This window comes from Mycobacterium sp. MAA66 (assembly GCF_041261665.1).
In the GTDB taxonomy this organism is placed as follows: Bacteria; Actinomycetota; Actinomycetes; order Mycobacteriales; family Mycobacteriaceae; genus Mycobacterium.
The window spans coordinates 1-13,706 of sequence record NZ_JBGCCC010000021.1; the positions used below are offsets into that span (position 1 = coordinate 1).

Sequence of the window (13,706 nt, forward strand, 5' to 3'; positions counted from 1 at the left end):
GTGGCCAGGTTCTGGCCGGTGGTGTATGTCGGGGCGGACGGGGTGTCGTTGGAGGCCGGGGAGATCGGCACGGTGACGGTGCCCGTCGAGCTGAACGTGCCGTTGGACGCGGTGACCGTGAAGCTGTCGGTCGGGTTGGTGGCGCTGTTGGCCGCTGTGCGTGCGGCGTTGGTCGGGGTGTAGGTGAACACTCCGGTGGTGGAATTCACCGTGACCGAACCGCTGGTGGGCTGGCCGCTGACGGTGTAGTGCAACGCAGCGCCGACGGGGTCGGTGGCGCTGACCGTGCCGGTGACCGTGCCAGTGACCGCGTTGGCGGTCACGCCCGAGGCGTTCGGGGCGGACGGGGTGTCACTGATCGGGGTGACCGGGACCGTGACTGTTCCTGTGGCCGAAGTGAATTGGCCGTTGGAGGCGGTGACGGTGAAGCTGTCAGTGGTGTTGATGCCCATCGACGCTTGTTCCTGCGCCAAGGTCGATGGCGTGTAGGTGAACGTGTTGCCGGTGACGCTGAGCGTGCCGTGGGCCGGGTTGGACGTGACGCTGTAAGTGACCGTCGTTCCGTCGGGGCTGCTGGAGCTCAGTGTGCCGGTGACGACGCCGCTGCCGTTGGTACCCACGATCGTCGCGGTCGGGGCGGACGGGGTGTCGTTCGATGCCGGGGAGACCGGGACGGTGACGGTGGCGGTGCTCGACGACAACCCGTTGGATGCGGTGACTGTGAAGGAGTCGGTGGTATTGATGCCCTGGCTCGCGTCGGTGCGGGCGAAAGCCGTTGGGGCGTAGGTGAAGGTGTTGCCGCTGACGGTGACTGAACCGGTGCCGTTGGCTGGGGTTCCGACGGTGTAGCTCACGGCCCCGCCGTCGGGGCTGGTGGAGCTCAGGGTGCCCGTGACTACGCCGGTGATGGCATTTGCACTGCTGGTGTAGGTCGGGGCGGTCGGAGTGTCGTTGGACGCCGGGGAGACCGGGACCGTGACGATGGCGCTGCTGGTTGCGGTGCCGTTGGATGCGGTGACGGTGAACGAGTCACTGGTGTTGGTGCCGTTGTTGGCGTCGGTGCGAGCCAAAGCCGTTGGTGTGTAGGCGAATGTATTACCGCTGAGTGTGACCGAGCCACTGGCCGGGTTGGACGACACGGTGTAGGTGACATTCGCTCCGTCGGGGCTGGTCGAGGACAACGTGCCGGTGACGACACCGGTCGCGACGTTCTCGCTTGTGGTGTACGTCGGAGCGGACGGGGTGTCGTTCGCTGCCGGGGAGACCGGGACCGTAACGGTGGCACTAGAGCTGAAGGTGCCGTTGGTAGCGGTGACGGTGAAGCTGTCCGTGGACGCGGCATTACGCGTCGACGGCGTCGGCGTGTAGGTGAACGTATCGCCGTTGAGGGTGACCGCGCCGCCGCTCGGGTTGCCGGTGACGGTGTACGTCAACGGTTGCCCGGCGGGGTCGGTCGAGATCAGGCTGCCGGTTACCACGCCGGTGGCGGCGTTGGTGTTGACGTTCGTCGCGGCGGGTGCGGTGGGGGTGTCGGCGATCGGGGTGATGGCGACGGTGACGGTGCCTGTCGCGGAGGTGTAGCCGGCGGTGTTGGTGGCGGTGACGGTGAAACTGTCGGTAGTGGGCCCGCCGACTGAGGCGCTTTGCTGCGCCAAAGTCGTTGGGGTGTAGGTGAATGTCGAGCCATTGACGGTGACTGTGCCGTTGGTCGGGTTGGCGGCGACGGTGTAGGTGATGTTTGAGCCGTCGGGGTTGGTGGAGGTCAGGGTGCCGGTGACCGCACCGTTGGCGTTGGTGCTGACGTTGGTTGCGGTCGGGGCGGACGGGGTGTCACTCGATGCGGGGGAGACCGGAACGGTGACCATGGCGCTCGAGCTGTAGGTGCCGTTGGTGGCGGTGACGGTGAAGCTGTCGGTCACCGTGCCGTTGTTGGCGGCGGTGCGGGCCGCCGTGGTCGGGTTGTAGGTGAAGACGCCGGTGGTGTTGTTCAGGGTTACCGAGCCTCCGGTCGGCTGGCCGCTGACGGTGTAGGTGAGCGGTTGGCTCGCCGGGTCAGTGGCCGATACGGTGCCGGTCACCGTGCCCGAGATCGGGTCAGCGTTGGTGATGGTCGAGGTCGGGGCCGACGGGGTGTCGGCGACCGGGGTGATGCTCACCGTGACGGTGGTGGTACCGCTGGTGAAGGTGCCGTTGGACGCGGTCACGGTGAAGCTGTCGGTGGTGTTCAGGCCCACCGACGCCTGCTGCTGGGTCAATGTTGTTGGTGTGTAGGTGAATTCACCGGTAGTTGAGTTCACGTTGACCGATCCGTTGGCCGGCTGTCCGCTAACGGTGTAGGTCACCTGGGCGCCGACCGGATCAGTCGAGGAGACCATGCCCGTGACCACGCCTGTGGTGAGGTTGGTCGAGACGTTGTTGACCGTGGGCGCGCTCGGGACGTCGGCGATCGGGGTGATGGCCACCGTGACGGTTCCGGCCGAGCTGGTGTAGCCGACGGTGTTGGTGGCGGTGACGGTGAAGCTGTCGGTGGTGGCTCCGCCGATCGAGGCGCTTTCTTGCGCCAAAGTTGTTGGGGTGTAGGTGAATGTCGAGCCGTTGACGGTGACTGTGCCGTTGGTCGGGTTGGAGGCGACGGTGTAGCTGATGTTTGAGCCGTCAGGGCTGGTGGTGTTCAGGGTGCCGGTGACTGCGCCGTTGGCGTTGGCCGAGACATTGGTCGCGGTCGGGGCGGATGGGGTGTCGTTGGAGGCCGGCGAAACCGGGACGGTGACGGTGGCACTCGAGCTGAAGGTGCCGTTGGAGGCAGTGACCGTGAAGCTGTCGGTCGGGTTGCTGGCTCCATTGGCGGCAGTGCGGGCATCGGCGGTCGGGTTGTAGGTGAACGCACCCGTGGTGCTGTTCAACGTGACCGAGCCACCGGAGGGCTGGCCGCCGACCGTGTAGGTCAGGGCCTGGCCGCCCGGATCGGTGGACGTCACGGTACCGCTGACAGTGCCGCTGACCGCGTCGGTGCTGACATTGGTTGCCGTTGGGGCACTGGGGGTGTCGTTGCTGGCCGGGGAGACCGGGACAGTGACCGTCGCGCTGGAGGAGAACGTGCCGTTGGTCGCGGTGACGGTGAAACTGTCGGTCACTGTGCCGGTGTTGGCGGCGGTGCGCGCGTCCGTGGTCGGGTTGTAGGTGAAGACACCTGTGGTGCTGTTCAACGCGACAGAACCGTTGGTGGGCTCACCGGTGACCGTGTAGGCGAGGGTCTTACCGGCTGAATCCGTCGCAGCCACGGTGCCGGTGACGGTGCCGGTGACGTTGTTGGTGTTCACGTTGGTGGCGACCGGGGCAGACGGGGTGTCGGCGATCGTGTTGATCGGGACGGTGATGGTGCCGGTGGCGGAGGTGTATCCGGCTTCGTTGGTGGCGGTGACGGTGAAGCTGTCGGTGGTCGCTCCGCCGACCGAGGCATTTTCTTGCGCCAGAGTCGTTGGAGTGTAGGTGAATTGACCGGTGGCGCTATTGAGGTTGACTGAGCCGTTGCTCGTCTGGCCGGTGAGGGTGTAGCTGAGGGTGCCGCCATCGGGGCTGGCCGAAGACACGGTGCCGGTGACCGCGCCCGTTGTGGCGTCGGTGTTCAGATTCGACACGGTCGGGGCGGACGGGGTGTTGCTGGTGGCCGGCTCGACAGGGACGGTGACGGTGGCGTTGCTGTTGAAGGTCCCGTTGGATGCGGTGACGGTGAAGCTGTCGGTCACGGTGCTGCTGTTGGCGGCGGTCCGGGCCGAAGACGTCGGGTTGTAGGTGAAGGCGCCGGTGGTGCTGTTCAGGGTTACCGAGCCGTTGGTCGGCTGACCGGTGACCGTGTAGGTGAGGGTTTGGCCGGCGGGGTCATTGGCCGAGACGGTGCCGGTCACGGTGCCCGATACCGGGTCAGCGTTCACATTCGACGCCACTGGTGCGGTCGGAGTGTCGGTGATGGGCGCGATGGCGACGGTGATGGTGCCGGCGGCGGAGGTGTAGCCGGCTTCGTTCGTGGCGGTGACGGTGAACGCGTCGGTGGTGGCTCCGCCGATCGAGGCGCCCTCTTGCGCCAAAGCCGTTGGGGTGTAGGTGAATGTGGAGCCACTCACCGTGACCGACCCATTGGTCGGGTTCGAGGCGACGGCGTAGGTGACCGCGCTGGTATCCGGGCTTGTGGAGGTCAGCGTTCCCGTGACGACACCGTTGGCGTCGGTGGACGAGGTGCCGATGGTGGGAGTGGATGGGGTGTCGTTGGCGGCCGGGGAGACCGGCACGGTGACCGTGGCAGTGCTGCTGAAGGTGCCATTGGTGGCGGTGACGGTGAAGCTGTCGGTCACGGTGCTGCTGTTGGCGGCGGTGCGGGCGGCGGTGGTCGGGTTGTAGGTGAAGACACCGGTGGTGCTGTTCAGAGATACAGAACCGTTGGCCGGCTCGCCTGAGACGTTGTAGGTGAGGGTCTGGCCGGCGGGATCGGTGGCGGTGACGGTGCCCGTGACGGTGCCGGACACCTGGTCGGCGTTGACATTTGATGCGACTGGTGCGCTGGGGGTGTCGTTGGTCGGGTTGATCGCGACGGTGATGATGCCGGCGGCGGAGGTGTAGCCGGCGGTGTTGGTGGCGGTGACGGCGAAGGAGTCGGTGGTGTTGATGCCGATCGACGCCTGTTCTTGCGCGAAAGTCGTTGGGGTATAGGTGAACGTCGAGCCACTTACGGTGACTGAACCGTTGGTCGGGTTGGAGGTGACGGTGTAGGTGACGGTTGAGCCGTCAGGGCTCGTCGAGTTCAGGGTGCCGGTGACCACGCCGGTCGCGGCGTTGGTCGAGGAGCTGCCAATGGTCGGCGCGGACGGGGTGTCATTGCTGGCCGGGGAGACTGGGACGGTGACGGTGGCCGATGAGCTGTAGGCGCCGTTGGTGGCGGTGACGGTGAAGCTGTCGGTCACCGTGCCACTGTTCGCGGCAGTGCGTGCCGAAGCCGTTGGATTGTAAGTGAATTCGCCGGTGCTTGCGTCGACCGATACGGAGCCGGTGGCCGGCTGCCCCGAGACGGTGTAGGTGAGCGCCTGGCCGCCGGGGTCGGTGGACGTGATGGTGCCGGTGACCGTGCCGCTGACCGTGTTGGTGCTGACATTGGTTGCGGTCGGGGCGGAGGGGGTGTCGTTTGAGGCTGGGGAGATTGGGACGGTGACGGTGGCCGATGAGCTGTAGGTGCCGTTGGTGGCGGTGACGGTGAAGTTGTCGGTCACGGTGCTGCTGTTGGCGGCAGTGCGGGCGTCGGTGGTGGGGTTGTAGTTAAAGACACCGGTGGTGGAGTTCAAGGTGACCGCGCCGTTGGAGGGTTGCCCGGTGACGGTGTAGGTGAGGGTCTGGCCGGCGGGGTCGGTGGCGGCGACGGTGCCGGTGACGGTGCCGGAGATCGGGTCGGCGTTGACGTTCGATGCGACTGGTGCGCTGGGGGTGTCGTTGGTCGGTGCGATCGCGACGGTGATGGTGCCAGCAGCCGAGGTGTAGCCCGCGACGTTGGTGGCCGTCACCGTGAAGCTGTCAGTGGTGTTGATCCCCATCGACGCCTGCTGCTGCGCCAAAGTCGTTGGGGTGTAGGTGAATGTCGAGCCGATGACGTGCACCGAGCCGTTGGCCGGGTCGGACGTCACGGTATAGGTGACGGTGGAGCCGTCGGGGTTGGTGGTGTTCAGGGTGCCGCTGACTACACCGTTGGTGTCGGTCGAGGAGTTGCCCAGGGTCGGGGCGGACGGGGTGTCGTTGGCGGCCGGGGAGACCGGCACGGTGACGGTGGCCGTGCTGCTGAAGGTGCCGTTGGTGGCGCTGACGGTGAAGCTGTCCGACACCGCGCTGTTGTTCGCCGCGGTGCGTGCCGACGAAGTGGGGTTGTAGGTGAAGGTACCGGTGGTGCCGTTCAAGGTCACTGAGCCGTTGGCCGGCTGGCCCGAGATGTTGTAGGTGAGGGTCTGGCCGGCGGGATCGGTGGCGGTGACGGTGCCGGTGACGGTGCCCGAGATCGGGTCGGCGTTGACATTTGAAGCGACTGGGGCGCTTGGGGTGTCGTTGGTCGGCGCGACCGCGACGGTGATGGTGCCGGCGGCGGAGGTGTAGCCGGCGGTGTTGGTGGCGGTGACGGTGAAGCTATCGGTGGTGTTGGTCCCCATCGACGACTGTTCCTGCGCCAACGTCGTTGGTGTGTACGTGAACGCCCCGGTGGCACTGTTGACCGAAAGTGCGCCGTTGGAGGTCGAGTTGGTGACGTTGTAGGTCACTGCCGAACCGTCGGGGTTGGTGGTGTTGAGCGTGCCGGTGACGACGCCGTTGGTATCGGTGGTGGAGCTGCCGATGGTCGGTGCGGACGGGGTGTCGTTCGACGCCGGAGACACCGGGACGGTGACAGTGGCGCCGCTGCTGAAGGTTCCGTTGGAGGCAGTCACCGTGAAGTTGTCCGTCACGGTGCTGCTGTTGGCGGCAGTTCGGGCGGCGGCGGTGGGGTTATAGGTGAAGACACCGGTGGTGCTGTTCAGGGTGACCGCGCCGTTGGTCGGCTGGCCGGTGACGGTGTAGGTGAGGGTCTGGCCTGCCGGGTCAGTGGCCGAGACGGTGCCGGTGACCGCCCCCGTGATGTTGTTGGTGTTGACGTTCGAAGCGGTCGGGGCGGTCGGGGTGTCGGCGACCGGAGAAATGGCGACCGTGATGGTGCCGGCGGTGGATGCGTAGGTGCCGTTGCTGGCGGTGACGGCGAAGGAGTCGCTGGTGGCGCCGCCGACCGATGCGCTCTCCCGTGCCAAAGTCGTTGGGGTGTAGGTGAAGGCACCTGTAGCGCTGTCCAGGGTCACCGAACCATTGGACGGCTGGCCGGTGACGGTATAGGTCAGCGTCTGGCCTGCCGGATCCACGGAGGACACGACGCCGGACACGTCTCCGTTGTTGGAGACGGTCGTTTGACCGGCCTGCGGCGTGCTCGGGGTGTCGGCCACCGGGGTGACAGGAACGGTCACGGTGCCCGCGGCCGAGGTGTAGCCGGCGGTGTTGGTGGCGGTGACCGCAAAGCTGTCGATGGTATTGATACCCAGGCTGGACTGGTTCTGCGCCAAAGTCGTTGGGGTGTAGGTGAATGTCGAGCCGGAAACGGTGACGGAGCCGCTGGTCGGGTTGGTGGCCACGGTGTAGGTGACGGTGCCGTCGTCGGGGCTGGTGGCGGTCAAGGTGCCGGTGACGACACCGGTGGCGGCATCGACGGACTGCGACGACACGCTGGGTACCGATGGGGTGTCGCTGGTGGCCGGTTCGACCGGGACGGTGACCGTGGCGGTGCTGCTGAAGGTGCCGTTCGATGCGGTGACAGTGAAGCTGTCCGTGGTCGCGCTCTGATCGGCAGTGGTGCGGGCGTCGGTGGTGGGGTTGTAGGCGAAGACACCGGTGGTGCTGTTCAGCGATACAGAACCGTTGGCCGGCTGGCCGGTGACGGTGTAGGTGAGGGTTTGGCCGGCTGGGTCGGTTGAGGTGACGGTGCCGGTGACGGTGCCGGAGATCGGGTCGGCGTTGACGTTCGATGCGACCGGTGCGCTGGGGGTGTCGTTGGTCGGTGCGATCGCGACGGTGATGGTGCCGGCAGCCGAGGTGTAGCCCGCTTCATTGGTGGCGGTGACGGTGAAGCTGTCGGTGGTGGCGCCGCCGATCGAGGCGCCTTCCTGTGCCAAAAGTGTTGGGGTGTAGGTGAATGTGGAGCCACTCACGGTGACCGCGCCGTTGGTCGGGTTGGTGGCGACGGTGTAGGTGACGTTCTCGCCGTCGGGGTTGGTGCTGTTGAGGGTGCCGGTGACGACGCCGTTGGCATCGGTGGAGGTGCTGCCGAGGGTCGGGGCGGCGGGGGTGTCGTTGGATGCTGGGGAGACCGGCACCGTGACGGTGGCAGTGGAGCTGAAGGTGCCGTTGGTGGCGGTGACGGTGAACGTGTCGGTCACGGTGCTGCTGTTGGCGGTGGTCCGGGCCGACGAGGTCGGGTTGTAGGTGAAGACGCCGGTGGTGGAGTTCAGGGTGACCGCGCCGTTGGTGGGCTGGCCCGACACGCTGTAGGTGAGCGTCTGGCCGGCGGGATCGGTGGCGGAGACGGTGCCGGTGACGGTGCCCGAGATCGGGTCGGCGTTGACGTTCGATGCGACTGGTGCGCTGGGGGTGTCGTTGGTCGGCGCGATTGCGACGGTGATGGTGCCGGCAGCCGAGGTGTAGCCCGCTTCATTGGTGGCGGTGACGGTGAAGCTGTCGGTGGTGGGTCCGCCGACGGAGGCGCTTTCCTGGGCCAAAGTTGTTGGGGTGTAGGTGAATGTCGAACCGTTCACCGTGACCGAGCCGTTGGTCGGGTTTGAGGCGAGGGTGTAGGTGACAGCCGAGCCGTCGGGGTTGGTGCTGTTGAGGGTGCCGGTGACTGCGCCGTTGGCGTTGGTGCTGACATCAGTGGCGGTCGGGGTTGACGGGGTGTCATTGGAGGCCGGCGACACTGGGACCGTGACGGTCGCGGTCGAGGAGAAGGTGCCGTTCGATGCGGTCACCGTGAAGCTGTCGGTCACGGTTCCGCTGTTGGCGGTGGTCCGGGCCGAAGACGTCGGGTTGTAGGTAAAGACACCGGTGGTGCTGTTCAAGGTCACCGAGCCGTTGGCCGGCTGGCCCGACACGGTGTAGGTCAACGCAGCACCCACCGGGTCGGTGGACGAAACGGTGCCGGTGACGGTGCCCGAGACGGGGTCGGCGTTGATGTTCGACGCCACTGGTGCTGTCGGGGTGTCGGCGATCGGGTTGATGGCGACCGTGACGGTTCCGGCTGAGCTGGTGTAGCCGGCGGTGTTGGTGGCGGTGACGGTGAAGCTGTCGGTGGTGGGTCCGCCGATTGAGGCGCTTTCTTGCGCCAAAGTGGTTGGGGTGTAGGTGAATGTCGAACCTGCCACGGTGACTGAGCCGTTGGTCGGGTTCGAGGCGACCGTGTAGGTGAGAGCGCCGGCATCGGGGTTGGTCGAGCTCAGCGTTCCGGTGACGACACCGTTGGCATCGGTGGAGCTGCTGCCGACGGTTGGCGCCGAGGGGGTGTCGTTGGAGGCAGGCGACACCGGGACGGTGACGGTGGCCGATGAACTGAAGGTGCCGTTCGAGGCGGTCACCGTGAAGCTGTCTGTGACGGTGCCGCTGTTGGCGGCGGTGCGGGCAGAAGACGTCGGGTTGTAGGTAAAGACACCAGTGGTGCTGTTCAGGGTGACCGAGCCGTTGGCCGGCTGACCGGTCACCGAGTAGGCCAGCGCAGCACCGACGGGGTCGGTGGAGGCGACGGTGCCGGTGACCGTGCCCGAGACGGGGTTGGCGCTGATGCTGGTGGCGACCGGTGCCGTGGGGGTGTCGTTGGTCGGTGTGACGGCAACGGTGATGGTGGCGGTGCCGCTGGTGTAAGTGCCGTTGGTGGCGGTGACGGTGAAGGAGTCGGTGGTGTTGATGCCCATCGACGACTGCTGCTGCGCCAGCGCTGTTGGCGTATAGGTAAAGGTATTGCCGGACAACGTGACTGATCCGTTGCTCGCGTTGGAGGCGACGGTGTAGGTGAGCGGCTGGCCGGCAGGGTCCGTGGCGGTCAGGGTGCCGGTGACGACGCCGTTCGCGCTCGTGGTGACATTGGTCGCGACTGGGGTCGTCGGGGTGTCGTTGGTGGGCTTGATGGGGACGGTGATGGTGCCGGCGGCGGAGGTGTAGGTGCCGTTGGTGGCGGTGACGGTGAAGGAGTCGGTGGTGGCTCCGCCGACCGATGCGCTCTGCTGTGCCAAAGCCGTTGGGGTGTAGGTGAATGTCGAACCGGAGACCGTGACTGCGCCGTTGGTCGGGTTGGAGGTGACGGTGTAGGTGAGCGGCTGGCCGGCAGGGTCCGTGGCGGTCAGGGTGCCGGTGACCACGCCGGTGCTGGTGTTGGTCGACAGGCTGGTCGCCGTCGGCGTCGATGGGGTGTCGCTGGTGGGCTTGATGGGGACGGTGATGGTGCCGGCGGCGGAGGTGTAGGTGCCGTTGGTGGCGGTGACGGTGAAGCTGTCGGTGGTGGCTCCGCCGACCGATGCGCTTTCCTGCGCCAAAGCCGTTGGGGTGTAGGTGAATGTCGAACCAGTGACCGTGACTGCGCCGTTGGTCGGGTTGGAGGCGACGGTGTAGGTGAGCGGCTGGCCGGCAGGGTCCGTGGCGGTCAGGGTGCCGGTGACGACGCCGTTCGCGCTCGTGGTGACATTGGTCGCGACTGGGGTCGTCGGGGTGTCGTTGGTGGGTTTGATGGGGACGGTGATGGTGCCGGCGGCGGAGGTGTAGGTGCCGTTGGTGGCGGTGACGGTGAAGCTGTCGGTGGTGGCTCCGCCGACCGATGCGCTTTCCTGTGCCAAAGCCGTTGGGGTGTAGGTAAATGTCGAACCAGTGACCGTGACTGCGCCGTTGGTCGGGTTGGAGGCGACCGCGTACGTCACGGCGGCGCCGTCGGGGCTTGTCGAGTTCAGCGTTCCGGTGACTACGCCGGCAGCGTTGGTGGTCAAGTTGCTGACCGCCGGGACCGACGGAGTGTCGCCGGATGCTGGCTGGACGGGGACGGTGATCTGTGAGCTGGAGCTGTAGCTGCCGTTGGTGGCGGTCACGGTGAAGGTGTCTGTGACGGTGCCGCTGTTGGCGGTGGTTCGGGCCGCAGTGGTGGGGGTGTAGGTGAATACACCGGTGGTGCCGTTGAGGGTCACCGAGCCCTTGCTCGGGTTGCCGGTGATGCTGTACGACAGGGCCTGTCCGGCCGGGTCGGTGGACGAGATCGTGCCGGTGACGGCACCGGTGATCGCGTTGGCGTTGACGTTGGTGGCGACCGGGTTCGAGGGGACGTCGGTGCTGACGTGGGTCGCAATGACCGGAACGGTCACGGTCTCATTGCTGGAGGCGATGCCGTCGCTGGCGGTGACGGTGAACGTGTCGTTGGCGTTGGGGCCGAGTGCGGTCAGGGCACTGCCCGAGATGGTCGAGGTGTAGGTGTATGAACCGCTGGCGTTGACGGCGACGGTGCCGTACTTCGGGTTGGCGGACACCGTGTAGCTCAGGCCCATGCCGGCCGGCTCGGTCATGTTCAGGCTGCCGGTGACGGTGCCGGTCAGTGGCTGCGAGGAGGTGGTGGGCGTGCCGGTCCTGGGGACCAGGCCCGCGTAGTCCTCCATGCCGCGGTAGATGCCGTAGAGGAAGGCGCCGACGAAATTGGACGGCGCGACCGGTCCGGTGAGGCCGTTCGCGGTCAGTGTGGCGATGGTCGACGGGTTGGTGAAGAAGCCGATCAACGCGTTCTGGATGGCGGCGACGATCGGGTTGGAGCTGGTGGCGTGGGGGACCGCGGTCGTCGTGGTGGTTGACGTTCCGTCGGTGGACGCGGCCGGCTTGGCGCTCTTGAGGACGGCGACCGCCGCGACCGGTTGCAGCTTGGATGCGGTGTTGGGGACGGCCGCGGCCGGAGCCGTGGGGGCGGCTGCAGTGGCCGGAGTGGCGGCGGCGCCTATGGGGGTCTTGATCGTCCCGGCGGAGGTCTTTGCCTTCTTACCCTTGCCGTTGTTCGCTTCGTTGGACCCGGCCGGGTCGTCGGATTTGTTTGAACCCGTTGTCTTGCCGGACTTGTCCTTTTTCGGGTGCTTGTGGTCCTTGCCCGAGTTGTCGGTGCTCGAGCCGTTGGAGGCGTCGGTCGAGGACCCGCTGGTGAGCAACTGGTCGTTCGTCGGGTCGGTGTTGTTGTTGCTGTCCGACGAACCGCTCGCTGGGTTGTGGTTCGGGTTGTGATTCGGAGAGCTGCTCGAGGAGGAGCCCGAGCCGTCGTTGCCGCCCTTGGCCGCGGCGATGCCGGTACCGCTGGCCATCGCCGCACCCAGGCCGAGGGTGACGGCGCCGGCGCCGAGCCAGTTGTACGGCTGGTGCGAGGGCTTGGGTGCGACTCGGTGGGTGCCCTTCTTGCGGCTGGTGCTCTTGGACCGCGAGTTGGACTGCTGCGCACCCGACATGCTGTGTCTCCATCTGAAGAGCTGTGTCCTGTGACACAGGGGGTTCAGTGATGTGTCGGAGGCCATAAATCGCCTCGAACGTTAATTTCTTACCAGACTCTCAGGTGGTCTGCGCAAAGTTTTCGGCGATATATTTTCGTTTGCGAAGATTGAACGTAACCGAACTTATGGAAGAATCGGTTGCCGGTAATGTTCAGGGTTCTGACAGGAAAATATACAGGAAAATGCCAGAAATGGCCTGGCTACAGCCGTGATCGACGTGCCGATGGTCTCGATGTGCTGACTTCACCTGCGTAGATCTGAATCTGTCGCTGCATCCGCTGGAATGTGTGTCCGAGCCGCACTCCGGGAGTTTCAGCAAACGAAATCACCGTTCGGCGGGTCGTAGCAGATTGCTGGCCCGTGTCATTTCATAGCCAAAATTCCATCGAGGTGACATCGGCAAATCCCTGTGATGGGCGGCGAAGGCTCAATCCGGTAGACGAAAGCCGGCGGAAGAGCGGAGCTGCGGACGGAGACTGGGTGTCAGCTGAGCAAGGGCAGGATCGGCACCGTGAAGGTGTTGCTGGCGGTGGCGCTGCCGCCGACGATGGTCGTCTGGACGACGAAGGAATCTGTCTTGGCGCCCAGCACGGCCCCGGTCCTCGCAATCACAGACGGCGTGTAGGTGAAGACATTGCCGGCGATGGCGAGTGTGCCGCTCAGGCCCAGCAAGCCGCCGGAGGAGGTGTCGGTGAAAACGAACTGGATATTGCCCGGGTTGTTAGAGACCACGAACTGTCCGGTGACCACACCGCTGCTCTGGTCCTGCACCTGGTTGGTGACCGAGACCGTGCCCATGGTGTAGTTCGCCGCCGACGAGATCGGCACCGTCACCGTGGACACCGAGCTGTAGCCCGCCGCGTTGGTGGCGGTCACATTGAAGGTGGCGTTCGGGGCGCTGGCGGTGTTCTGCCGGGCGTAGGTGCTGGCGGTGTAGGTGACGGTGTTGCCGCTGATGGTCACTGTGCCGAGGCTGTTGCCGTTGTAGGTGCTGACGGCGCCGACGGTGTAGGTGATGGTGCCGCTGTCGGGGCTGGTCGAGCTGACCGTGCCGGTTACCACAGCGGTTTGCGAGTTGTAGCCCGTTTGGGTCCACGCCGGCGCGCTCGGGGCGTCGCTGGCGATGGCCACGGTGATCGTGCCCGTCGAAGCGAATCCGCTTGTGTTGGTGGCTGTCACGGTGAAGCTACCGGTGACGCTGCCAGTGCGGGTACCTGCCGATGGGGTGTAGGTGTAGGCGCCGGTGTTGGCGTTGACGCTGACCGTGCCGTTGACCGGGTTGGAGGTCGTGTAGGTGACGGTGGTGTTGTCGGGGCTCGTCGCCGACACGGTGCCGGTGACGACACCGGTTGTGGCGGTGGTTGTTTGGGTGCCCGAGGTCGGGATGGTCGGGGTGTCGTTGGTGGCCGGCGAAATCGGCACGGTGATGGTGGCCGTAGAGGCGTAGCCGGCGGTGTTGGTGGCGGTCACAGTGAACGTCCCGTTGGTGGTGGTGCTGTTGGCGGCGGTCCGGGCGGCGGTCGTGGGGGTGAAGGTGTAGCTGGTTCCGGTGACGCTGACCGAACCGTTGGCTGGGTTGGTGGCGGTGTAGGTGATGGTGCTGCTGTCGGGGCTGGT

The 13,706-nt window shown here is 66.1% G+C and carries 2 protein-coding genes; both read right to left on the minus strand.

Annotated features, from left to right (window positions below):
• On the minus strand, positions 1 to 12,047 hold a 12,047-nt coding region (locus ABIA30_RS27225), incomplete at its 3' end, for an Ig-like domain-containing protein (protein WP_370071297.1).
• A gap of 525 nt (positions 12,048 to 12,572) precedes the next feature.
• Positions 12,573 to 13,706: Ig-like domain-containing protein (locus tag ABIA30_RS27230; protein WP_370071299.1), on the minus strand; the 1,134-nt coding region annotated here is incomplete at its 5' end.